Here is a 23,454-nt window from a genome sequence, read left to right as displayed (position 1 = left end):
ACTCGCGGCCGTTTTACCTAATCGTTGCATTCTTCAGACGGAACACCCATGGCCAAACGCCAACTCAATCGACGTCAAAACTGGCGCATCGAAAAAATTCAGGGCGAGCGCGCCGCACGCGCCGCCAAACGCGAGTCCTCAGCTGTCGAGGCACTTGAAGGTGGCGACCTGGGCCCGGAACAGACCGGCCTGGTGATCGCGCACTTCGGTGTGCAGGTCGAGGTCGAGGCCAAGGACGGTGAACTCGCCGGCCAGGTATTCCGTTGCCACTTGCGCGCCAACCTGCCAGCACTGGTGACCGGCGATACCGTCGTCTGGCGTGCCGGCAACCAAGGCATCGGTGTGATCGTCGCGCAACTGCCGCGCACCACCGAGTTGTGCCGCCCGGACAGCCGTGGCCAGCTCAAACCGGTCGCCGCCAACGTTGACATGATCGTCATCGTTTTCGCCCCGCTGCCCGAGCCGCATGCCAACCTGATCGACCGCTACCTCGTAGCCGCCGAACACGCCGGCATCCGTCCGCTGTTGCTGCTGAACAAATTCGACCTGATCGACGAGCAGAACGCCCCGGCGCTGAACGCGCTGCTGGCGGTTTACCGCACGCTCGGCTATCCGGTGCTGGAAGTTTCGGCGCACCACGGCAACGGCATGGAACAACTGCAACAGCAGCTCGACGGGCGCATCAGCGTATTCGTCGGCCAGTCCGGCGTCGGCAAGTCGTCGCTGGTCAACAGCCTGCTGCCAGAAGTCGAAACCCGCGTCGGGCCGTTGTCCGAGCTGTCCGGCCAGGGCACGCACACAACGACCACCGCGCGGCTGTTCCACTTCCCCGGTGGCGGTGAGCTGATCGACTCCCCGGGTATCCGCGAATTCGGCCTCGGCCACGTCAGCCGCGCCGACGTCGAAGCCGGTTTCATCGAATTCAACGACCTGCTCGGCACCTGCCGCTTCCGCGACTGCAAGCACGACCGCGAACCAGGTTGTGCATTGCTCAAGGGGCTGGAAGAAGGCCGCGTGCAGCAGCAACGCATGAACAGCTATCGCTCGATCATCGCCAGTCTGCCTGAAAACGGCTATTAAACAGCCAAGCCGGCGGCGCCTGTCTCAGGTGCTGCCGGCTGTCGGAGCTTTCCCTACAAACTCCCTGATTACTTAAACATCAGACCTTTCTGTAAGGCCTTTGCACGCCTGCTTGCAGGACATTTCTCTTTTGCCGCGCACACCTTGTAGGCATCGCGCAGATGCCTACATTCGGTTCTTCCTTCGCACTTTCGCGACCTCCGAGGAACCCCATGCAAACCTACCATTTGTTCATCAGCCATTCGTGGAACTACGCCGACGCCCACGACAATCTGGTACGCCTGCTCGGCGCGCAGCCAGATTTCACCTTCAAGAATTTTTCCGTACCACCGCACAACCCGATCATGGGTGCGCAAAACGACAAGCAACTTGAACTGGCCATCGAAAACAAGATCCGGCCCTGCTCGGCAGTGCTGATCATGGCCGGGATGTATTCGACCTACAGCAAGTGGATCAACAAGGAAATCGAGATCGCCAGGCGCATGGGCAAGGTAATCATCGCGATCAAACCGTTCAGCGCCGAGCGCATTTCCACCGTGGTGCGGAATGCGGCGCACGCCGAGTGCGCCTGGAGCACCAAGAGCATCATCAGTGCCATTCGCCAGCACACGGTGGTGTAATCATGCGCAAGGGACTGTTTATCGGGATCAATCACTACACGCATGTTTCGCCCTTGAGCGGATGCTGCAACGATGCCATGGCCATGGCCTCCGTACTGAAAACCGACGCCAATGGCGATCCCAACTTCAAAAATGTCGTGCTGACGTCCGCCGAGGATGACCTGAGCCGGGGGAAACTCGAAGACCAGATTCGTGAACTGTTTTCCGGCGACTGCAACGTCGCGCTGCTGTACTTCGCCGGGCATGGCGGCTTCGACACCGATAATGATGAAGGCATGCTGCTGCCGCAGGATTACCGAAACACCAAGGACGGCATCCGCATCAGCGACATTCTCAACTGGGCAACCAAGGCCACCAAGATCAAAAACAAGGTGATCATCCTCGACTGCTGCCAAAGCGGCGCGGCCGGCGAGGTGCGCGCCTTACGCAGTGAAAGCAGCGTGGTTGCCGAGGGCATGACGATTCTGACGGCGTGCAAAAAGGAAGAGCCGGCCATGGAGGGCGCACAACACGGCGTGTTCACCGGCCTGCTGTTGCAGGCGCTGCATGGCGGCGCAGCCAACATCCTCGGCAAAATCACCCCCGGCAGTCTCTATTCCTTCGTCGACAATGCGCTCGATGCCTGGGAACAGCGTCCGGTGTTCAAGACCAACGTCTCGCAATTCATTTCCCTGCGCGAAGTCTCACCGCTGATCCCCAAGGAAATTCTGCGCAAACTCCCCGAATGGTTTGCCGAAGCCGAATCCGTTTTCCCGCTCGATCCCAGCTACGAACCCACCGAAGCCACTTTCAACCCGGAACACGGCGAAGTCTTCGCCCAGCTGCAAAAGTGTAATCGCCACAGCCTGATCGAACCGATGGACGCCGAGCATATGTATTACGCCGCCATTAACTCCACCGGCTGCCGCCTCACCGCCCTCGGCGCCTACTACCGCGAACTCGCCCTCAAAGGACACTTCTGATGCCAGTCTTCATCAGCTACCGCCACATGGATCGCGCCCATGCGATTGCCATCAACAGCCGCCTGATCCAGGCCAACATCAAAACCTACCTTGACGTGCTGGACCCGGAGTCGCAGACCACCGACGACATCACCGGGGTCATCACGCGCAACATCACCGAATGCACGCACCTGCTGGCGGTGGTATCGGAAAAAACCGCGTTGTCGTGGTGGGTGCCGTTTGAAATCGGCGAAGCGACCATCAGCAACCGGCGGATCTGTTCCTTCAAGACCGGGCCAGCGGAGTTACCGTTGTATCTGGACAAGTGGCCGAAGCTGAGCACGGACAGTGATCTGAATTTCTTTATTGATGCATATCGTGAAGAGGTATCGAGCAAGCGTTCGATGACGCTGGATTCGAGCAATGAATCCGTCAAGGGCACTTATAAACGCAACGCTGAAGTTTTCCATGATCAACTGAAAAACCGCATCCGGCGCGGGTTCTGACAGATGCAAAAAAGCCGCGATCATCGCGGCTTTTTCACATCCACCTGCCCTACTTCGGCTCAGGTTTTTTAAACGCATAGAGATGCTGACGCACAATCCCGCCCGGCAATTCCTTACCGAACACGCCGTAACGCACCGGCCATTCTTTCGGCGGTAGCTTGAAGGTGCCGAACAGCATGTCCACCAGCGGCGTGTGGATCGCGTAATTTTTGTAGATGTAGTCTTTGTGCCGGGCGTGGTGCCAATGGTGGTAGCGCGGCAAGACGATCAGGTAATTCAGCCAGCCGCCGTTGATCCGCACGTTGGCGTGGGCCAGTACCGCTTGAACGCCAACCAGAATCACGTAGGCGTTCAACGCTTGCGGCGCGAAGCCCAGCAGCATCAGTGGCACCAGTACGCCGGTGCGGGTCAGCAGGATTTCGATGAAGTGCACGCGCGAGCCCGCGAGCCAGTCCATGTGCGTGCTGGAGTGATGCACCGCGTGGATGCGCCACAGCCATGGCACCACATGATAGAGCCGATGCAGCCAGTACTGACCGAGATCCGCGACCAACACGGCGAGCAGGAACTGCACCACCAGCGGCAGACTTTGCACGCTGGTTTGCAAGCTCGGCGACATCGCCCACCCGGCGATGTAGCTCGACGAGGCAGTGATGAAAATCAGGATGAACTGCACCAGCATGTGGCTGACGAAAAAGTAGGTCAGGTCGGTACGCCAGTGCGGACGCAGGATGTTTTGCTCGGGGTTTTTGGAGTAAAGCTTTTCCAGAGGAATAAACACGATGGCCGACACCAGCAACGCCAGGACAAACCAGTCCAGACCGAGCGAGTACGGCGTCTGCCCAATCTCGCTGACCTGCACATTGGTGCCGCCGAGAAACACTGCCAGCCCCGACGCAACCAGCCCGGTAATGCCCAAGCGTTTGCGTTTGTTGAGCAGGATATTCAGGGTGCCGAGGCTGAACGACACCACCAGCCCGAGCAGCAGCGTGGTGCGCGCGAATTGCTCGTCGTAGACCTTGCGCAGTTCGGCTGTGGTCAGCCACTCGGGAAACAGGAAGCAGAACACCGCCAGCAAGCTCAAAAGCCCGAGGGTGGCCGAAATGTAGCCACTGACCCGCCCCTCACCAAACTTGAAGGGTGCGCTGCCGTGCCGCTGAAAATAGGCTTTGAGTCTTTCCATAACTGATCTTCCGTGATTGCGAAAACTGCGACTGCTCATTGCGACGCAGGCAGAAACAAAAAAGCCACGGTTACCGTGGCTTTTTGTGGGTCACTGCTTCGTTGCGGGGGGCGGTGCAGTGGCTGCTGGAGCAGTCGGCGCTGGCGCCGCACTCCCCGGCGCAGCCGGTTTCGGCGCGGCGTCGTCGAACAGGTTCAGCCGTTCGCGCAACTCGTGCGCAGGCACCGGCTGCTGATCCGCCGGCAAGGCGTTCGGGTCGACCGGCGTTGCCGGAGCGGCGCCGTTCTGACCTTGTTCAGCTGGCTTCGCAGCGTCGGGGCCTTGCGCACCTTCGATGGCCGCCTGAGCCTTTTTGGTCAGCACCACGATGTCGATGCGGCGGTTGACCGGGTTGAACGGTTTTTCCCTGTCGAACAATGCCGACGAGGCGTAACCGACCACCCGCGCCACTTGCGCGTCAGGATAACTGCCCGCGATCAGCGCACGCCGTGCGGCGTTGGCGCGGTTGGCCGAAAGCTCCCAGTTACCGTAGTCGCCGGTGCCTATATACGGCTTGGCGTCGGTGTGGCCGCTGATGCTGATCTTGTTTGGCACCGCTTTGATGGTGTCGGCCATGGCCAGCAGGATGTCTTCGAAGTACGGCTTCAGGCGTGCAGAACCCGAGTCGAACATCGGCCGATTCTCGGCGTCCATGATCTGGATACGCAAGCCGTTCGGCGTGATTTCGAAAAGGATCTGGTCCTTGAATTTCTGCAATTGCGGGTTTTCGTCGACCTTGTTCTGCAATTCTTGCAGCAACAGTTCCAGGCGTTCTTTCTCGACCATTTCGGCCATGCCTTCGACTTGTTCAGTGTCAACGGTGACCTTGTCCGGTTGCGGCTGGGACTTCACCTCGGGGTTGAGGGTGTTTTCCGGCGCCAGCGTTGGCGTACCGCCCAGATCGATGATGTACGGCGTGCCGCTTTCGGAGAAGCCGACCGGGTCTTTGAAGTAGCCGGCGATAGCAATCTTCTGCTCTGGCGTTGCGGTGGACAGCAGCCACAGCACCAGGAAGAACGCCATCATCGCCGTGGCGAAGTCGGCGAAGGCGATTTTCCACGCCCCGCCGTGATGCCCCGCGGCTATGCGCTTGACGCGCTTGATGATAATCGGCTGATTATTTTCCATGACTTAGCGACCGCGAACGGCTTGTTCCAGCTCGGCAAAGCTTGGACGGTGGGCCGGGTACAGAACCTTGCGACCGAATTCGACCGCCAGCGATGGCGGCATGCCGGAAGCCGAAGCCACCAGCGACGCCTTGATGGCTTCGTAAACGTTCAGCTCTTCCTTGGCATCGTGCGCCAGAGAGTGCGCCAGGGGACCAAAGAAGCCGTAGGCGGCGAGAATACCGAAGAAGGTACCCACCAGTGCCGCCCCCACGTGCAGGCCGATGGATGCCTGATCACCTTCGCCCAGCGAAGCCATGGTCACCACGATGCCCAATACCGCCGCGACGATACCAAACCCGGGCATGCCGTCGGCAATGCCGTTGACCGCGTGAGCCGGATGATCGAGGTCTTCCTTGAGACTGTAGAGTTCCATGTCGAACAGGCCTTCGAGCTCATGCGGAGCCATGTTGCCGGAAGACATGATGCGCAGGTAGTCGCAGACGAACGCAGTCATGCGCTCGTCCTTGAGCACTGTCGGGTACTTGGCGAAGATCGGGCTCGCGGCGGCATCCTCGATGTCACCTTCGATGGCCATCATGCCCTCGCGGCGGCTCTTGTTGAGGATCTCGTAGATCAGCCCCAGCACCTCAAGATAAAAGGTGTGACTGAAACGCGAACTGAACATGCTCAGGGATTTCTTGAGCACGTGCATCGTCATGTAGCCAGGGTTGGCCTGGAGGAACGCGCCGAGTGCCGCACCGCCGATAATCAGCACCTCGAAGGGTTGGACCAGGGCGGCAATCTTACCGTGGGAGAGCACGTATCCGCCGAGAACGCTCGCGATTACGACGATGATGCCGATAATTTTAGCCATAGGTAGAAAGTACTTATTTAGTCGGGTTCAAGGTCATATTCGGAAGTTAAAAAATCTCTTCTTCTACTTATCGGCAAAACTGCGCCAGACTATAGCCAGTTCAGGCGAAAAGCCAATTTAGCCCATGCCGGGCGCGTCTACAGTCAGTGAAGATCTCGTCCAGACATGGCTAATGAAACGAACGTCCCACACGTAAAACCGACCACTCTCGACGGCTGGATCAAGCTGCTCGACAGCGTCCGCCTGCCCGTTCCGCAAGAGGCACACGACAAGGTTTGCCGGGCGATCCGCGATAATCGCAGCTCGCTTCGCGACATCGCCGACCTGATGCAGGACAGCCCGGCGCTGGCCTTGAGCATCATCCGTGAGGCCAATCGTCACACCCACGGCAACATGGCCACGCCGGCAGAAAATCTTGAGGTGGCGATCAATCGCCTTGGCCTCGCCCGCACCGAAGAATTGCTCGCACGCCTGCCCGCCGAACCTCTCATGCAGATCCCCAAGGCCCTGCGCCAACTGCAAATGATCAGCCAGCACGCAACGCAACAGGCCAACGGTTTTTTTGCCAGTCGCCTGGCGCGGCTGTGGCAGGACATTCATTGGGGCAGCCTCTTATTCCTCTCGCCGCTGTGGCCGCTGGCGCTGACGTATCCGCAATTGCTTGAAGAGTGGGAGCTGCGAGTGATCCACAAGGGCGAGTCGGCACACACCGTCGAAAAGCAACTGTTTGGCGTGTCTTTGCTGAAAATCGCGGAAGCACTGGTGGCTGCCTGGCATCTGCCGATCTGGGTGCAGCAGGGCTATAAGTTGCTGCTCAGCGAACACCGAGAACTGGTCAAAGTGCTGCGCATCGCCCGCGACAGCGAGCATCCGCTCCGTCAGCAAAACCGACTCGACGAAGACCCAACGCTGCGCCGCTGGCTCAATCAGCCAGCCAATACAGTGCTGCTGGCCAACGGCTTGGCGCTGTCGGCGCAACAGGCGTGGGACAGTCCACACAGCGAGCGCTGGCAGTACCTGACCAGCCTTTATCTACAGATTTCGATGGACGAGGTGCAACAACAGCTGCACCAACAAGCCGCCAACAGTGCGCGTCAGCATGCGATGCCTGACTTGTGGCATCCGGCGGTTGCGTTGTTGTGGCCGTCGGGCACGCATCGTTTGCCCGCCGGGATGTTGCCCGCCGCTGCGCCCAATGCCGAGGACTTGACCCAGTGGCGCCGGCAATGCGCCGAACTGCTGGCCGAGCCGAGTCGCTTCACCAATGCCATGAGCCTGACCGTCGCCGCTCGCGATGCGCTGGTGGCCAGTGGCATGCGTCGAGTGATGATCCTGATGGCTGATCGCACACAGTCCAACCTGCGCGTGAATCAAACCTTTGGCCTGCCGAAAGAAGCCACCGCGCTGAACTTTGTCGTCAGCCAGAGCAAAGTCCTGCAACGACTGCTCGCGCAGCAGGCACAGGTGCGGATCAACCCCGAGAACAATGCGCAATTCTCCGCGCTGTTGCCGGCGGGGCTGCGCACGCTGTTCCGTGGCGAGCATCTGTTCCTGCGTTCACTGGTCAATAACGGCCGGGTGATCATGATCGTCGTCGCCGATCAGGGCGGTGGGCCGTTCGCCGACATCACTGTGCAAGCCTTTGGCAAAACCGCACAGTGCATCGAAAAATCCCTGCACAGCTTTAGCAGCCGTGGCCGATGAGGCTGCGCTACAATCCCTCCCTTTGTGCTCTGGAGACCTCACATGTCTGACTTCTCTGGCTTGCCGCTCGTTATCGAACCGAGCGACCTGCTCCCTCGCCTCGATGCCAGCGAACTCATCCTGGTGGACCTGACCAGTCCCGCCCGCTATGCCGAAGGTCACCTTCCAGGCGCACGCTTTGTCGATCCGAAACGCACCCAGCTCGGCCAACCGCCAGCACCGGGCCTGATGCCGGCGAAAGCCGATCTGGAAGCGCTGTTCGGTGAGCTGGGGCATCGCAAGGACTCGGTCTACGTGGTCTATGACGACGAAGGTGGCGGTTGGGCCGGGCGTTTCATCTGGCTGCTCGATGTGATCGGTCACGACAAGTACCACTATGTTGATGGAGGTCTGCCGGCGTGGCTGGCGGAAGGTTCGCCAATGTCGATCCAGGTGCCACCTGCCGTCGGCGGCCCAGTCGCGTTAACGTTGCATGAAGAGCCGACCGCCACGCGCGAATACCTGCAAAGCCGTCTCGGCGCTGCCGATCTGGCGATCTGGGATGCACGCGGGCCGCTGGAGTATTCCGGCGAGAAGGTTTTGGCTGCCAAGGCAGGCCATATTCCCGGCGCGGTCAATTTCGAGTGGACTGCCGGCATGGACAAGGCACGTCAGTTGCGCATTCGCACTGACATGCCGCAGATCCTCGAAGACCTCGGGATCACCAAGGACAAAGAAATCATTACCCACTGCCAGACCCATCACCGGTCGGGCTTCACATATCTGGTGGCCAAGTCCCTCGGTTATCCGCGGGTCAAGGGCTACGCCGGCTCCTGGGGCGAATGGGGCAACCACCCTGATACGCCTGTCGAGATTTAAGGTTTTTAAGGACAACTAATGAAAGAGCGTCTGTTTATCCTCAGCCAGTACCTGCTGCCTCACCACCTGCTGTCGCGCCTTGCCGGCTGCATCGCCGAATGCCGTGTGCCGTGGTTCAAGAATGCCTTCACCACCTGGTTCGCCAAGCGCTATCAAGTCGATATGTCGCAAGCGCTGGTTGAAGACGTGACCGCTTACGAGCACTTCAACGCCTTCTTCACCCGCGCCCTGAAAGACGGCGCGCGTCCATTGGACGAAACCCCGGGCGCGATCCTCAGCCCGGCCGACGGTGCGGTCAGCCAACTCGGCCCGATCGAGCACGGTCGCGTGTTCCAGGCCAAGGGCCACAGCTTCAGCGTGCTGGAACTGCTCGGCGGTGACGCGGCCAATGCGGCGCCGTTCATGGGCGGCGACTTCGCCACCATTTACCTGTCGCCGAAGGATTACCACCGCGTGCACATGCCGCTGGCCGGTACCCTGCGCGAAATGGTCTACATCCCGGGCCGAATCTTCTCGGTCAACCAGACCACCGCCGAAAACGTGCCGGAACTGTTCGCCCGTAACGAGCGCGTGGCGTGCATCTTCGACACCGAGCGCGGGCCGATGGCCGTTGTGCTGGTGGGCGCGATGATCGTTGCTTCTATCGAAACCGTCTGGGCTGGGCTGGTCACGCCGCCGAAGCGCGAGCTGAAAACCTTCCGCTACGACGAAGCCGCCCGCGCGCCGATTCATCTGGAAAAAGGTGCGGAACTGGGTCGCTTCAAGCTCGGTTCTACGGCGATCGTGCTGTTCGGGCCTGATCAAGTGAAATGGGCTGAAGCACTGGCTGCCGGTTCCCCAGTGCAGATGGGCCAAGGCCTGGCACTGCCAAAAGCTTGATGCTCGTGCTGTGGGAGCCGCCTCGGCTCCCACAGACTGCTGTAATTGCTGCTATGGTTTTTGGCATGAGCCAGACCATCTCCCCTCTTCAATTACGCGCCACAACCCCGACGCAAACGCGCCTGTCGTTTTGCGAAGCCACCCCGCGCGATCTCAAGCGCTGGATCGCCGACCTGCCCAAGGCCAACATCGGTGAAACCGCCCGCCAGTTGTATCAAGGCCTCGGCGAACTCAACCTATTGCTGACCCCCAGCGACAATCGCCTGCAACTGCTGGAGCTGCTGCGTCCCGAGGTTTATTTCGTCTGCCAGCACCTGGAGCGGCACTTTCTGCATCAGGCGATCATGCTCGACGAGCGTTCACGCAAGATCAGCAACTTGTGTCAGGCGCTGCAAAGTCATCTGGCCATCGGCTACAAGCAGATCGTGCTGCGCATCGCGCCGAAATACAGCAAGGACCGCGCAGCATTGGTCAGCCTGGCCCTGCAACGGGCGACCCATGCACTCAAAGGCCAACTGGTGCGCGCGACGCAGTTGTACAGTTCACCGCCGGAACATCTGTGGTTCGAGCTGCATCAGCTGTATCGCACCGCGTGTGAGTTGCAGCTGCAACAACGCCGCGTACACGATGATCTCGCTAGCCTGACGACCGAACTGAGCGTCGAACAGACTTACCTCGCCACACTGTTATTGGCCAGTGCCCGTTGCAATCAACTGCGCCAGAACCAGATCGCCCGGCTCGCGGAAGTGTTGGAGCCGTGGAGTGCGCTACTCAAACTACACCCAGGCAGCCCGGCCAATGGCTTGTTTGCGGTCAGTGCTGAAATCGACGCCGGCCCGCGCTATCGCAGTATGTTCCGCAGCGAGCAAAAGGCCGGGCTGCTTGGCTTTGATCCACAGCCACTGGTGAACGCCATCGAAGCGCACCTGCTGCGCCAGGACACCTCGACGCTGCTGCCCGTCCCGGCGGGGCTCAGTTTCGACACCCTGCAACACTTGCACGCGACCTGGGGTCAGACCGCCGAACGCAGTTTCCAGCGAACCGTGGGTCAGGGCAGCCTGACGGTGTGCGTCGGCATGAGTGCCCTGCACTTTTTCCTGGGTGGTGAGCGTACGTTCAGCGATCTGCTGAAACATCCCGGCGCCCGCGCAGCGAACTTCAGCAGTGTCGTGGCCAAGGGTGAAAAGGACAGTTGGAGCCAGGCATTCGACGCCGCGCCGCAGAGCAAGGCTGATGAGTTTTTGCCCTACGAAGAAATCCAGTACGACCATCTGGTCGAGGATGAACACAGCACCGACAGCACGCAGCACTACCCGACTTATGCGCTCCCGGTGATCAACCACAGTCCCGGCGGTTATTGCCTGGGCTGGCCGCAGGAGGTGCCCGCCGAATTACAGGCCGGGGAAATGCTCGGGATTCAGGACAGTGTGAGTCTGGGCTGGAGCATTGCGGTTATTCGCTGGATTCGTCAGGTGCGCGGCAGCGGTACGCAGATGGGCATCGAGCTGGTGGCGCCGTATGCCGAGCCGTGTGGCCTGCAACTGGTGCGCTCGCGGGACGATCACAGCCATTACTTACGGGGATTGCTGTTGCCACAGATCAGCGCAATCGACTTGCCAGCGACCCTGCTGGCACCGCGCCTGCCGTTTCAGGAGGGCAGCAAAGTGCTGATCAACACCCAGGGCGAGGAACACCGCGCCGGTCTGGATCGACGCGTGGCGAGCACGCACAGCTTCAATCAGTTTGCTTATCGCTCGCTGGAGGCCGCGCAAAATGGCGGGAGCGAAGAGGATTTTGATTCTCTATGGAAATCGCTTTAGACCGAGTTGCGCCCTTCGCGAGCAAGCTCGCTCCCACATTGGATCTGTGCCGTTCACAAATCCCCTGTGGGAGCGAGCTTGCTCGCGAAGGGGCCCGCTCAGACAATTAAGGGCTTAGAGCTGCCCGTCGCGATCGCGAAAGCCCAGCAGATACAGGACACCGTCCAGCCCAAGCGTGGAGATCGCCTGTTTCGCCGACTGTTTAACCAACGGCTTGGCGCGGAACGCCACCCCCAACCCGGCAATCGCCAGCATCGGCAGGTCATTGGCGCCGTCGCCGACGGCGATGGTCTGCTCCAGACGCAAACCTTCCTTGTGCGCCAACTCTCTGAGCAGATCAGCCTTGCGCTGCGCATCGACAATCGGCTCGATCGCCACGCCGGTGCACTTGCCATCGACCACTTCCAGCTCGTTGGCGAACACGTAATCGATACCGAGTTTGGCCTGCAATTGCTTGGCGAAGTAGGTGAAGCCGCCAGACAGGATGGCGGTCTTGTAGCCCAGACGCTTGAGTTCGGCGAATAGGGTTTCGGCGCCTTCGGTCAGGCGCAGCGAAGCACCGATCGAATCCAGCACGCTGACGTCGAGGCCTTTGAGTAATGCCAGACGCTCTTTGAAACTCTCACGGAAATCCAGTTCGCCGGCCATCGCCCGCTCGGTGATTTCCGAAACCTGGTCGCCTACGCCGGCAGCCTTGGCCAATTCGTCGATGACTTCGGCTTCGATCAGTGTCGAGTCCATGTCGAACACCGCCAGACGACGGTTGCGACGGAACAGCGAATCTTCCTGGAAAGCGATATCGACGTTCAATTCCTGCGCGACACTGAGGAATTCGGCCCGCAGCGCTTGCGGATCGGCCGCTTCGCCACGCACGGAAAACTCGATGCAGCCCTTGCCCTTGTCGGCCGGAGTGTCCAGCGGCATGCGACCCGACAGACGGTCGATGTGATCGATGTTCAGGCCGTATTTGGCAGTGATCGAACTGACAGCCTGCAATTGGCCAGCCGTCACTTTGCGGGTCAACAGGGTGACGATGTGGCGTTTTTTGCCCTGATTGCCCACCCATTGCTGGTAATCCTCTTCGGACACCGGGGTGAAGCGCACCTGCTGGTCGAGCTCGTAGCCCTTGAACAGGATGTCCTTGAGCACCGATTTGCCTTGCTCGGAGTCGGGAATTTCAACCAGGATGCCAAACGACAGGGTGTCGTGGATCACCGCCTGACCAATGTCGAGAATGTTCACGCCACCCTGGGCCAGAACACCCGTAATGGCCGCCGTCAGACCAGGACGGTCGACTCCCGTGATGTTAATCAGGACGATTTCGCGCAACGCGCACCCCCGCAACTGGAAAAAAACCGCATTCTACCCACTTTCAGTGACCATCGGGCACCGCGAGCGCTTTGCCGGTCTAGGGCCTGTCGCTATACTGCGCGTCAACTTCACGGACAAAAGAGCCGAGCTCAAGTGAACCGGCCCACGCCAGTTAAAACCGATAACTTCTTCCTGCTGATCTTCCGTGCACTGCGCCACCGCCGTGTACCGATTGCATTGCGCATTGCCAGCCATAACGTGATCCTGGTCGCTTTGGCCCTGGTGATCTATGCCGGCGTGATGGGTTTGCAATTCAAGCAGGCCATGCACGAGCAGGCCGATGCGCTGGGCGAAAGCCTGACCACGCAGACCGCCACCTCCGCCACGGAGCTGTTGGTGTCCAACGACATCCTCAGCCTCAACGTGCTGCTCAATAACCTGACCAAGAACAAACTGGTGGCCCACGCGGCTATCTATAGCGTGGATAACCGCATCCTCGCCGAATCCGGTCAGCGGCCCAAGCACAGCCTGTTGGGCGAAGCCGAGGGCATGTACGAGAGCAAGATCACCTTTCAGGACGTCACGGCCGGGCAACTGCGCATCAGCCTGGACATGGATCAGTTCCAGCAGCCGATGACCATCAGCTTGCAGAGCATGGGCATTCTCAGTGCAATTCTGTTGGCGCTGTCGCTGGCCCTGAGCCTGCGCATGGGCCGCTATCTGTCGACGCCGCTGCTGCAATTGCGCGTCTGGCTGCGCCGGATCGACGAGCACACGCCGGGCATAGATCGTCAGGATGAAATCGGCGATCTGGCCCGTCAGTTGCACGCCAACTACGCACCGGAACCTGCGCCCGAGCCGGAACCCGAGCTCGAGGACGAAGAAGACGAGCCGGAGTTCGAAATGCGCAACTTGCGCGACCCGAGCTTCGACGAAACCCGCCCGCTGGCCGCGCAGAAGCCTGCACCGCGCCATGTGGTCAGCACCGTCGAAGACGATGATGACGATGACGCGTTCGCCGACCTGCGTGACGAGTCTTTGATTGCTGTCGCGCAACCGACCGTGCGCAAAGCGACGCCGAACGTGCCGCAACACACGGCAGTGCTGGCGGTGCAATTGGGCTCGCAAGAGCAACTGCGCCGTTTGCCTCGGGCACGTCTGGAAGAATTGCAGGTGCGCTATCGCGACTGTCTGGATCAGGCTGCTTCGTTGTACCAGGGTGAAATCGAAACCCTGAACGACGGCAGCACGCTGATGCTGTTCCACACCGAAGACTGCGGCGACGACTACCTGACCAACGCGATCTGCTGCGGCGAGCTGTTGCGCGCACTGGGTCATCAGTTGCAGATCGAAGTCGCTGACAGCGGCATCACCCTGCAATTACAGTTGGGCCTGACCCTTGGCGATGAGTTGTTCGGTTTGAGTCAGATTGATCTGCTGCTGACTGATTCGGCACAGGATGCATTGGCCCTGTCGCAACACAGCCGCAACCTGCTGCTGGTTGAGCGCAAGATCAGTGATGATGCGCTGATCCGTCAGCGTGCCCGGATCCGCCCGATTGCCAGCCCTGAGGGCGCGTGCTGTGTCGAGCGGTTGATGGAGCCTTATCCATCGATGCTCGAGCGGCAACTGGCGCGGATGCATGAGCGTCGGGCTTAAGCTTTAGCCTTGGTACACAGAAGCCCGCAGACGAGTGATTGTCTGCGGGCTTTTTTGTGGGTGGCGTTCTGCAGACCGCGCCGGCTCTTGAAAGCCCCTCACCCTAGCCCTCTCCCAGAGGGAGAGGGGACTGATTGGGGAATATTCCAGAATTACACCGACCTGAACGCCCTGCTTTGAATCCACAATCGCCAAGATCTTTCAGGTCGATGTATAGCGAAAGACACCTCGGTCGGCCCCCTCTCCCTCCGGGAGAGGGCTGGGGTGAGGGGCTTTTGATCTTCTACTCATTCCCCAGACACAACAAAGCCCGCACAAGGCGGGCTCTGTCTTGACTCGGTCCAGACCTAGAAGCGGAACACTTCCATGTCTGTACGAATCGGCGATGCCATTGGAATCTTCGGCTGCTTCTCGGCTTCCTCGGCCCGCGCTGCCGGCTTAGGCGCCGCTTTACGCGGCGCTTCTGCCACAGGAGGCTGATTGGCCAACGGCTTGAGCGCTACCGACAATTGCTCGGCCAGACGCTGCAATAGAATGCCTTGCGCCTTCACCTGCGACGCCGTGCTTCCCGCATGTAACTCTTGCAGATGAACAATGCGGTTATCGCGCACCTTGCCGCGACGGTCGATCAAGCGCCATTGTGCATCGAGAATCGCCGGTTGTTTTGCACCGGAGTCCAGACGCGTGATGGTCAGCAGCACCTGCACATCCGGGGTGAACCCGCCAGTCGCCGGTGCCAGTACCACACGCTGGCTGTCCAGATGACCGGCAACCTGACGCATCAACAACTGATCAATATCCGACGAAAGGCTACCGGCCCAACGACCATCGGTCGCTGCTTGCAGGCTGCCGTCCGGCTGACGTTGCAGCAGGGTTTCACGTTGCAGGTAATCGGCTACGACTACCGGGCCCAACAAAACCGCCATGCCCGCGCTTTGCGCAGGCTGAACCGGACTTCCGCTGTCCAGTTGATACAGCGACACCGGCTGGTGAACGCTGCAACCCGCCAGGCCAAGAACGCCAGCGAGTAACAAAATAAATGGAAGGCGCAGCGCAGTCATCATCCCGTCCAGGTGGCTGCCACAAGGCTGACCACAGTGAAAATACTCAATAAATATGAAGAACGCTCGGCCACGCCGGCGCTTGAAAGGCCATATCATCCGTGAATATGCGTTCCGACTCCAGCGCCAAAGCGTCGATCTACGCGTTAAATCGTAGATCGAGAGCTCTAGGACGCTTAATTGAGGTTTTCGACGAGCAGCGCATCCACCCGCTGGAAGCCACGCGGAAGCTTATTACCACGTCGACCGCGCTCACCTTTGTAGTGTTCGAGGTCGTCGGCCTTCAGCGACAACGTGCGTTTTCCGGCCTGCAACACCAGGGTGGAGCCTTCCGGAATGACCGCGATGTCCGTGACATATTCTTCGCGACTGGCGACACGCTCACCGGGAATACCAATGATCTTGTTGCCTTTGCCCTTACCTAATTGTGGCAGATCGCTGATTTTGAAGATCAGCAGGCGACCTTCGGTCGTGACCGAGGCCAGCCAGTTGTGCTCACGATCAGCCACCGGACGCGGCGCGATGACTTTAGCGTTGTTCGGCAGGCTCAACAGCGCCTTACCAGCCTTGTTCTTGGCTTGCAGGTCTTCACCTTTAACCACAAAGCCATAACCGGCGTCGGAGGCGATCACGTACAGCGCGTCGTCTTCTGGCATCAGCACGCATTCAAACGTCGCACCCGGCGGCGGCGTCAGACGACCGGTCAACGGTTCGCCCTGGCCACGGGCCGACGGCAACGTGTGCGCGGCGACTGAATAGCTGCGGCCGGTGGAATCAATAACCACGGCAGATTGGTTGGAGCGCCCCGCCGCCGAGGTCTTGAAGCCGTCACCCGCCTTGTAAGACAGGCCGGTAGCGTCGATGTCATGCCCCTTGGCCGAACGAATCCAGCCTTTTTCCGAGAGCACGACGGTGACTTTCTCGTTCGGCAGCAGATCGTGTTCGGTCAGCGCTTTGGCTTCGGCGCGCTCGACGATTGGCGAGCGACGGTCGTCGCCGTAAGTCTCTGCATCCTTGATCAGCTCGGTGCGCACCAGCTTCTTCAGCTTGGCTTCGCTGCCCAGCAGGGCTTGCAGCTTGGCTTGTTCCTTGAGCAGTTCGTCCTGCTCGTCGCGCAGCTTCATCTCTTCCAGTCGCGCCAATTGACGCAGGCGGGTGTCGAGAATGTAGTCAGCCTGAATTTCGCTGAGGGCGAAACGTTCGATCAGTTTGGCTTTCGGGTGTTCCTCGGTACGGATGATGTGAATCACTTCATCCAGATTGAGGTAGGCAATCAACAAACCGTCCAACAGGTGCAGACGACGCTCGACCTTGTCGAGGCGGAATTGCAGGCGGCGACGCACGGTCTGCACGCGGAATTCCAGCCATTCCACCAGCAATGCGCGCAGGTTTTTCAACTGCGGCTTGCCATCCAGACCGATGATGTTGACGTTGACCCGGTAGGTCGACTCCAGCTCGGTGCTGGCGAACAAATGCTGCATCAGCGCTTCGTGATCGACGCGGCTGTTGACCGGAATGATCACGATGCGGCACGGGTTTTCGTGATCGGATTCGTCACGCAGGTCAGCAATTTGCGGCGCTTTCGACGGTTTGGCCTGCATCAATGCGGCGATCTGCTCCAGCACCTTGGCCCCGGAGACTTGGTGCGGCAGCGCGGTGACGATGATGTCGCCGTCCTCGACGTGGTACACGGCGCGCATGCGCACCGAGCCCTTGCCGGTTTCGTACACTTTCAGAAGGTCGGCGCGCGGGGTGATGATTTCCGCTTCGGTCGGATAATCCGGGCCCTGGATGTGTTCGCAGAGCTGTTCGACCGTGGCTTTCGGCTCATCGAGCAACCGCACGCAAGCGGTCGCGACTTCGCGCAGGTTGTGCGGCGGAACGTCGGTGGCCATGCCCACGGCGATGCCGGTGGTGCCGTTGAGCAGAATGTTCGGCAGGCGCGCCGGTAACACCAGCGGCTCCTGCAGGGTGCCGTCGAAGTTCGGGCCCCAGTCCGCGGTGCCTTGGCCCAGTTCGCTGAGCAGCACTTCGGAATAACGCGACAGGCGTGCTTCGGTGTAACGCATGGCGGCGAAGGATTTGGGATCATCCGGCGCACCCCAGTTGCCCTGGCCGTCGACCAGCGTGTAGCGATAGCTGAACGGCTGAGCCATCAGCACCATCGCTTCGTAGCACGCCGAGTCGCCGTGCGGGTGGAACTTGCCGAGCACGTCGCCGACGGTACGCGCCGACATCTTGTGCTGGTAATCGGCGTCCAGCCCCAACTCGCTCATGGCGTAGATGATCCGCCGCTGTACCGGTTTCAGGCCGTCGCCGATATGCGGCAGAGCACGGTCCATGATCACGTACATGGAGTAGTTGAGGTAGGCACTTTCGGTGAAGTCAGCCAGCGAGCGGCGTTCAACACCGTCCAGGCTAAGATCAAGGGGATTGCTCATGCAGGCCTCATCGGTTCGTTGTCTGGCGCAGCAGCATGGTGCCACCGCGCTGAGTAAATTCAAGTTTGTTCAGGGCGCTCATGCCGAGTAGCACCTGATCGCCATGCAGCCCTGGCGCCACCAGTGCGCGAACATCCCGCAGCACGATGTCGCCCAGTTGCAGGCGAGCGATTTTTGTACGATAGCCCTGGCTCAGGCCATTGGCCGTGCTCAGGGTCACGCCGAAACCTTCTTCCAGCTTCAAACGCTTTGCCAGATCCGCCGGGATCGCCACATCGGTCGCGCCGGTGTCGAGCATGAACTCAACCGGTTCGCCGTTGATCTGACCGCTGGCGACAAAATGCCCTTGGGCATTGCTGGCCAGTTTGACTTCGATAAATCCTGCGCCCTGCTCCGAACTCACGACGACGTTCGGATTCTGCTGGCGTTGTTCCCACTGGCCAAAAAAACGCGTCGCCAGAAACAGCGCCGCGCACCAGGCCAGAATCATCAGCACCCGACCGGCGCGCTTGCCCGGCGGTTGCTGGCTCATGGCTTGGCGCTCCAGCCACCTTCCGGCGCTGCGAAACGCCAGACAATTGGGCGGTTCTCGCCATCGGCACGCGGACCGAAATTATTGTCGACGCCAATCCAAGCGCCGTCAGCATCGACGATCAACGCTTCTTCCAGCCCATAGTTCTGTGAATAACGGCGATTTTTCTGCAACAGTTCGGCGGCATACGACCAGCAGCGCTCGACCTTGGCTGTCAGCGGATCACGACGACAAATCTGGAAGGCGTTGCGTTCCAGGGTGAACAGCTTGCCGTTGAACAATGACAGATCGGAAAAATCCCGATCAACCGCTTTGGCTTTGGGAAACTGCGCCGGCTGCATTTCCTTGCCGCCTTCGCTAAGCAGCACACAGCGACCGTCGCAGGCCCACACCGTTTGCTGGCGTTTGATCAGCAGCAACCCACGGCTTTGGCGCTCGGCGGCCAGCCACACCTGATCCCCCGCCGGATTGATCGCCAGACCTTCGAATATCGCATTGAATTTCAGCAACATGCCCTTGGCTCGCGCTTCGCGAACCATCATCGGCGAGATCTTTAGCCAGTTCGCCGGGCCGTTGACGGGCAGCTGCAACACCGCTGCATGCCCCTCGCTGACGATGTAGCGATTGCCGGCGCTGTCGCAACTGATGCCTTCGAAATCCAGATCGCCGCCGCGCACGAACGACGCCGCCCAGTTGCGCGAACGCAACCCCCACGGCAGACCGGTCTCGGGTAATTGAGGCACGTCGATGTGGACGGCTTCGGCCTGCCAGGAAGCGTGGCGGGTGTCGAGGCGATAGATCTGATCATCGTCGCGATCGGACACCGTCCACAGCTCGTTGCCACACTGCGCCAGCCCCGACAGGTTGCCGCCGCGCATGCCGTCAACCGGATGCTCGGACAGCACGCGCAACTCCGGCACCGGTTCAGCAAGCGCCGAAACAGAGGTCAGGAGTAACGCACACGCCAGGGCAAAGCCAGCCCGCATCAACCAAGAACCTCGGCCAGGTTGCCTTTGGATTCCAGCCACGACTTGCGATCACCGGCGCGTTTTTTCGCCAGCAACATGTCCATCATTTCCGAGGTCGCGTCATAGTCTTCCAGGGTCAACTGCACCAGACGCCGAGTGTTCGGGTCCATGGTGGTTTCACGCAGTTGCGGCGGGTTCATTTCACCCAGACCCTTGAATCGGGTGACCTGCGGCTTGCCGCGTTTCTTCTCGGCCACCAGACGGTCGAGAATGCCGTCGCGCTCAGCCTCGTCGAGGGCGTAGTAGATCTCTTTGCCCAGGTCGATGCGGTACAGCGGCGGCATCGCGACGTAGACGTGACCGGCATCCACCAACGGGCGGAAATGCTGGACGAACAGCGCGCAGAGCAAGGTTGCAATGTGCAGACCGTCGGAGTCGGCGTCGGCAAGGATGCAGATTTTGCCGTAGCGCAGTTGGGCGATGTCGGCTGAGCCTGGATCGACACCGATGGCCACGGCAATGTTGTGCACTTCCTGGCTGGCGAGCACTTCGCTGCCGTCGACTTCCCAAGTATTGAGGATCTTGCCGCGCAACGGCAGGATCGCCTGGAACTCTTTGTCCCGCGCTTGCTTGGCGGAACCGCCGGCGGAATCACCTTCGACCAGAAACAGTTCGGAACGCATCGGGTCCTGACCGGCGCAGTCGGCCAGTTTGCCCGGCAGTGCCGGGCCCTGAGTAACACGCTTGCGCTCGACCTTTTTGCTCGCTTTCAGACGACGGCCGGCGTTGTTGATCGCCAGTTCGGCCAGCGCCAGGCCGGTTTCCGGGTTGGCGTTGAGCCACAGGCTGAACGCGTCCTTGACCACACCGGAAACAAACGCCGCCGCTTCACGGGACGACAGACGCTCTTTGGTCTGGCCGGAGAATTGCGGCTCTTGCATCTTCATCGACAGAACGAAGGCAATGCGCTCCCAGACGTCTTCCGGCGCCAGCTTCACACCACGCGGCAGCAGACTGCGGAATTCGCAGAATTCGCGCATCGCATCAAGCAGGCCCTGACGCAAACCGTTTACGTGGGTACCGCCCTGCGCCGTCGGGATCAGGTTGACGTAGCTTTCCTGCACCGCGTCGCCACCTTCCGGCAGCCACAGCAGCGCCCAATCGACCGCTTCTTTATTACCGGCGAAAGCACCGCAAAACGGTTCATTCGGCAGGCGTTCGAACTCGTTGACGGCGTCGACCAGATAGGAACGCAGGCCGTCTTCGTAATGCCATTCGATTTTCTCGCCGGTGCCTTTGTCTTCGAAGCTGACCAGCAGCCCCGGGCACAACACAGCCTTGGCCTTGAGCACGTGCTTGAGGCGGCTGATGGAGAATTTTGGTGAGTCAAAATATTTAGGGTCCGGCGCGAAATACACGCTGGTGCCGGTGTTGCGCTTGCCAACAGCGCCGATTACTTCCAGCTCGGTGGCCTTGTAGCCATCGGCGAACGTCATCTGGTATTCGTTGCCGTCACGCTTTACGCGCACCCGGACTTCAGTCGACAAGGCGTTGACCACGGAAATACCCACCCCGTGCAGACCGCCGGAGAACTGGTAGTTCTTGTTGGAAAACTTGCCACCCGCGTGGAGCTTGGTGAGGATCAGCTCAACACCCGAAACACCTTCTTCAGGGTGGATGTCGACCGGCATGCCTCGGCCGTCATCGCTGACTTCCAGCGAGTGGTCGGCGTGCAAGATGACCTGCACCGATTTGGCGTGGCCAGCCAGGGCTTCGTCGACGCTGTTGTCGATGACTTCCTGGGCGAGGTGGTTCGGCCGACTGGTGTCGGTGTACATGCCGGGGCGTTTTCGCACCGGGTCGAGGCCCGAGAGGACTTCGATGGCGTCGGCGTTATAAGAGCTAGCGCTGGGAGTGGCCATAGGGTCTCGTCGTCAGTCATTCATGAAATAGGGGCAAGACTTCACAGTGCGGTGAAATCAATTGCCTGATACAAATCAGCGCCAATGCCGGCAAAACTCAGCAACGCCGGCAATTGCCCGGCAAAACCCTGGAAACTGTGGTCGCCGCCGGCCTGAATGCGCAAGGCGCAGGCTCGGTAATACTGCTGGGCGAGGCGATAATCCAATGTTTCATCGCCGGTCTGCAACCAGACCTGAAAACGCTGCGCATCCTGGGGCGCCGGCACTTCCAGTTCGGCCAGGGCCGCAACGTGGTCGTGGGTCAATTCCCAGGTTTCATCGGTATACAGGTTTTTCTGCGTGCCCAGGTAGCCGTCGAACATCCGGTGCGGGCTGACCGCCGGGTTGACCAGCAGGGCTTTCAGGCCATGGCGCTCGGCCAGGTGAGTCGCATAGTAGCCGCCGAGCGAGCTTCCCACCAGCAACGGTCGGCCCAGCTCGGTAATCGCCTGTTCCAACTGACCGATGGCTTCACGCGGATGGTGATGCAGGGCCGGGACACGCAATTGCTCGCTCAAACCCAGCCGCTCCATCACCGCGACCAGCTGACAGGCCTTTGTCGAGGCCGGGGCGCTGTTGAAACCGTGGATATAGAGGATCGAACCGGACATTTGAGCTCCCTGGGTGTCGGCGAAAGATAGCGGAGTTTACAGGGAGATGTGCTTGGGTTGGGGGCCGGTGTTCGAGATTTTGATTATCCGCCGGGAGCGGCCCTCACCCTAGCCCTCTCCCAGGGGTAGAGGGGACTGAGTGGGGGAAATTGGCGAATTACGCCGACTTGAAAGAGCTTCACCGAATCCATAATCGACTGGATCTTTCAGGTCGACGCATAGCGCCAGACACCTCGGTCGGCCCCCTCTCCCTCTGGGAGAGGGCTGGGCGGGCGGCGTTCCGATGAGGGGCTTTTGATTCGCTCTCAGTACCCGTTGGAACCGTAGTCGACGGTGAAGGCGAAATCAGTCACGCGCTCAACCCCGGTTTCGAGCCGCCCATCCGGCAACAGCCGCAGCCAGCGATACCCCGGCGCCTGCTCCCCCACTTTGAAGTCGTCACTCCCCGGTTCGAACTGAATGCAGGTCGAAGGCGAAGCCATCAAACGCACGCCATTACGCTGGCGATCAATTTCCTGATGCACATGCCCCCACAGCACAGCTCGCGCCTGCGGAAAACGATCCAGCACTTCGAAAAACGCCTCGGGATTGCGCAAACCAATCGGCTCCATCCACGCGCAACCAATGGACACCGGATGATGATGAAAGCACACCAGATGATGACGCTCCGGCGCTTCGCTCAATGAACGAGCCAGCAGTTGCAACTGATCGTCTTGAAGATAACCCGGCACCGAACCCGGCACCGCCGAGTCCAGCAGAGTCACGCGCCAGTTGCCGACATTGACCACCGATTCCAGCAACGCGCTTTGCACTGCTGCCTCAGCCATGATCATTGGTTCGTCGTGGTTGCCGGGAATCCAGCGCGCCGGCGCATCAATTTGCCGCGTCATGTCACGAAACTGTTGGTACGACTCCAGCGTGCCGTCCTGGGAAATATCACCCGTGGCCAGCATCAGGTCGATGTGCGGCTGCTGCCCCAGCACCAACTCGATGACTTTTTGCAGACTGTCGCGGGTGTTCATGCCCAGCAACGTGCCGTCCGCCTCAGCGAACAGATGGCTGTCGGAAAGTTGCACCAGCATAACGGTGGCATCAGTGGGCAAAGTAGGCATGCTCGGCACAAATGGATATCAGCAAAAGGTAGTCGATTATGGTTGCAGGCTCGCGTCTGAGCAAACCTAGAGACGCGTGAGAGTTCACACTGTCTAGTCCTGAAATAGGTTTACACCTTTTTCACCCCAACGCCCGATGCACCGCGTCGGGCGTTTTGTATTTTAAGGACAGGTGCGGTCGCTCC

The 23,454-nt window shown here is 60.1% G+C and carries 20 protein-coding genes; 9 read left to right on the top strand and 11 right to left on the bottom strand.

Translation table 11 applies throughout. From position 1 onward, the window contains the following. Positions 1 to 48: 48 nt before the first annotated feature. From rsgA to ACIQVE_RS21800, 4 genes are all read left to right on the top strand, one after another. Positions 49 to 1,080, top strand: a complete 1,032-nt coding sequence (rsgA, locus tag ACIQVE_RS21815) for a small ribosomal subunit biogenesis GTPase RsgA (protein ID WP_402812013.1) — start codon at positions 49 to 51, stop codon at positions 1,078 to 1,080. Positions 1,081 to 1,292: 212 nt separating this feature from the next. Then, complete coding sequence (locus ACIQVE_RS21810) at positions 1,293 to 1,700, top strand: TIR domain-containing protein (protein WP_402812010.1); 408 nt, start codon at positions 1,293 to 1,295, stop codon at positions 1,698 to 1,700. A 2-nt stretch (positions 1,701 to 1,702) separates the two neighbouring features. Beyond that, positions 1,703 to 2,662 carry a caspase domain-containing protein gene (locus ACIQVE_RS21805; RefSeq protein WP_402812008.1) on the top strand — a complete coding sequence of 320 codons (960 nt, stop codon included), beginning with the start codon at positions 1,703 to 1,705 and terminating at the stop codon, positions 2,660 to 2,662. Next, on the top strand, positions 2,662 to 3,147 hold the full coding sequence (locus ACIQVE_RS21800; RefSeq protein WP_402812006.1) for a toll/interleukin-1 receptor domain-containing protein: 486 nt from the start codon (positions 2,662 to 2,664) through the stop codon (positions 3,145 to 3,147). Before ACIQVE_RS21805 ends, ACIQVE_RS21800 begins: the two co-directional genes overlap by 1 nt. A 49-nt stretch (positions 3,148 to 3,196) precedes the next feature. Here ACIQVE_RS21800 and ACIQVE_RS21795 read toward each other — a convergent pair whose 3' ends face one another. The 3 genes from ACIQVE_RS21795 to motA form a co-directional block, all read right to left on the bottom strand. Next, positions 3,197 to 4,330 carry a sterol desaturase family protein gene (locus tag ACIQVE_RS21795; protein ID WP_402812003.1) on the bottom strand — a complete coding sequence of 378 codons (1,134 nt, stop codon included), beginning with the start codon at positions 4,328 to 4,330 and terminating at the stop codon, positions 3,197 to 3,199. A gap of 90 nt (positions 4,331 to 4,420) precedes the next feature. Next, positions 4,421 to 5,497, bottom strand: a complete 1,077-nt coding sequence (motB, locus tag ACIQVE_RS21790) for a flagellar motor protein MotB (protein WP_402812000.1) — start codon at positions 5,495 to 5,497, stop codon at positions 4,421 to 4,423. Positions 5,498 to 5,500: 3 nt separating this feature from the next. Next, on the bottom strand, positions 5,501 to 6,352 hold the full coding sequence (motA, locus tag ACIQVE_RS21785; RefSeq protein WP_402811997.1) for a flagellar motor stator protein MotA: 852 nt from the start codon (positions 6,350 to 6,352) through the stop codon (positions 5,501 to 5,503). Between the two features lie 165 nt (positions 6,353 to 6,517). On the opposite strand from motA, the gene ACIQVE_RS21780 reads away from it, so the two are divergent. From ACIQVE_RS21780 to ACIQVE_RS21765, 4 genes are all read left to right on the top strand, one after another. Further along, on the top strand, positions 6,518 to 8,056 hold the full coding sequence (locus ACIQVE_RS21780; protein ID WP_402811994.1) for an HDOD domain-containing protein: 1,539 nt from the start codon (positions 6,518 to 6,520) through the stop codon (positions 8,054 to 8,056). A gap of 42 nt (positions 8,057 to 8,098) precedes the next feature. Next, a complete protein-coding gene (gene rhdA, locus ACIQVE_RS21775) occupies positions 8,099 to 8,914 on the top strand; it encodes a thiosulfate sulfurtransferase (RefSeq protein ID WP_402811992.1) in 816 nt (271 codons plus the stop codon). A gap of 18 nt (positions 8,915 to 8,932) precedes the next feature. Beyond that, positions 8,933 to 9,793 (top strand): archaetidylserine decarboxylase, encoded by an 861-nt coding sequence (gene asd / locus ACIQVE_RS21770; RefSeq protein WP_402811989.1) that lies wholly within the window; start codon positions 8,933 to 8,935, stop codon positions 9,791 to 9,793. Between the two features lie 65 nt (positions 9,794 to 9,858). Continuing rightward, the gene (locus ACIQVE_RS21765; RefSeq protein WP_402811986.1) at positions 9,859 to 11,613 is read left to right on the top strand and encodes a molecular chaperone; all 1,755 of its coding nucleotides are present in this window, start codon (positions 9,859 to 9,861) and stop codon (positions 11,611 to 11,613) included. A 114-nt stretch (positions 11,614 to 11,727) separates the two neighbouring features. Here ACIQVE_RS21765 and serB read toward each other — a convergent pair whose 3' ends face one another. Further along, complete coding sequence (serB, locus tag ACIQVE_RS21760; RefSeq protein ID WP_402811984.1) at positions 11,728 to 12,942, bottom strand: phosphoserine phosphatase SerB; 1,215 nt, start codon at positions 12,940 to 12,942, stop codon at positions 11,728 to 11,730. 135 nt (positions 12,943 to 13,077) lie between these two features. Between serB and ACIQVE_RS21755 the strand changes: the two genes are divergently transcribed. Continuing rightward, positions 13,078 to 14,583 (top strand): AhpA/YtjB family protein, encoded by a 1,506-nt coding sequence (locus ACIQVE_RS21755; protein ID WP_402811981.1) that lies wholly within the window; start codon positions 13,078 to 13,080, stop codon positions 14,581 to 14,583. A gap of 347 nt (positions 14,584 to 14,930) precedes the next feature. Here the strand turns inward: ACIQVE_RS21755 and ACIQVE_RS21750 are convergent, their stop codons facing one another. The 7 genes from ACIQVE_RS21750 to cpdA all read right to left on the bottom strand — a co-directional run bounded on the left by ACIQVE_RS21750 (position 14,931) and on the right by cpdA (position 23,278). Continuing rightward, the gene (locus tag ACIQVE_RS21750; RefSeq protein ID WP_402811978.1) at positions 14,931 to 15,644 is read right to left on the bottom strand and encodes a membrane integrity-associated transporter subunit PqiC; all 714 of its coding nucleotides are present in this window, start codon (positions 15,642 to 15,644) and stop codon (positions 14,931 to 14,933) included. 176 nt (positions 15,645 to 15,820) lie between these two features. Continuing rightward, positions 15,821 to 18,085 (bottom strand): DNA topoisomerase IV subunit A, encoded by a 2,265-nt coding sequence (parC, locus tag ACIQVE_RS21745; RefSeq protein WP_402811975.1) that lies wholly within the window; start codon positions 18,083 to 18,085, stop codon positions 15,821 to 15,823. Positions 18,086 to 18,092: 7 nt separating this feature from the next. Further along, the gene (locus ACIQVE_RS21740) at positions 18,093 to 18,617 is read right to left on the bottom strand and encodes a TIGR02281 family clan AA aspartic protease (protein WP_042557359.1); all 525 of its coding nucleotides are present in this window, start codon (positions 18,615 to 18,617) and stop codon (positions 18,093 to 18,095) included. Continuing rightward, positions 18,614 to 19,603, bottom strand: a complete 990-nt coding sequence (locus ACIQVE_RS21735) for an esterase-like activity of phytase family protein (protein WP_402811972.1) — start codon at positions 19,601 to 19,603, stop codon at positions 18,614 to 18,616. The genes ACIQVE_RS21740 and ACIQVE_RS21735 overlap by 4 nt, the downstream gene beginning before the upstream one ends. Further along, complete coding sequence (gene parE, locus ACIQVE_RS21730; protein ID WP_402811969.1) at positions 19,603 to 21,507, bottom strand: DNA topoisomerase IV subunit B; 1,905 nt, start codon at positions 21,505 to 21,507, stop codon at positions 19,603 to 19,605. Before parE ends, ACIQVE_RS21735 begins: the two co-directional genes overlap by 1 nt. Positions 21,508 to 21,548: 41 nt before the next feature. Then, positions 21,549 to 22,157: a YqiA/YcfP family alpha/beta fold hydrolase gene (locus ACIQVE_RS21725; protein ID WP_402811966.1), complete on the bottom strand. Its 609-nt coding sequence runs from the start codon at positions 22,155 to 22,157 to the stop codon at positions 21,549 to 21,551. A 305-nt stretch (positions 22,158 to 22,462) separates the two neighbouring features. Then, positions 22,463 to 23,278: a 3',5'-cyclic-AMP phosphodiesterase gene (gene cpdA, locus ACIQVE_RS21720; protein ID WP_402811963.1), complete on the bottom strand. Its 816-nt coding sequence runs from the start codon at positions 23,276 to 23,278 to the stop codon at positions 22,463 to 22,465. Positions 23,279 to 23,454 lie beyond the last annotated feature (176 nt).

Source organism: Pseudomonas sp. NPDC098747, from assembly GCF_044760045.1.
Lineage (GTDB): Bacteria > Pseudomonadota > Gammaproteobacteria > Pseudomonadales > Pseudomonadaceae > Aquipseudomonas.
Note: the sequence above shows the minus strand (reverse complement) of the source record. Positions and strands in the feature narration are given on the sequence as shown.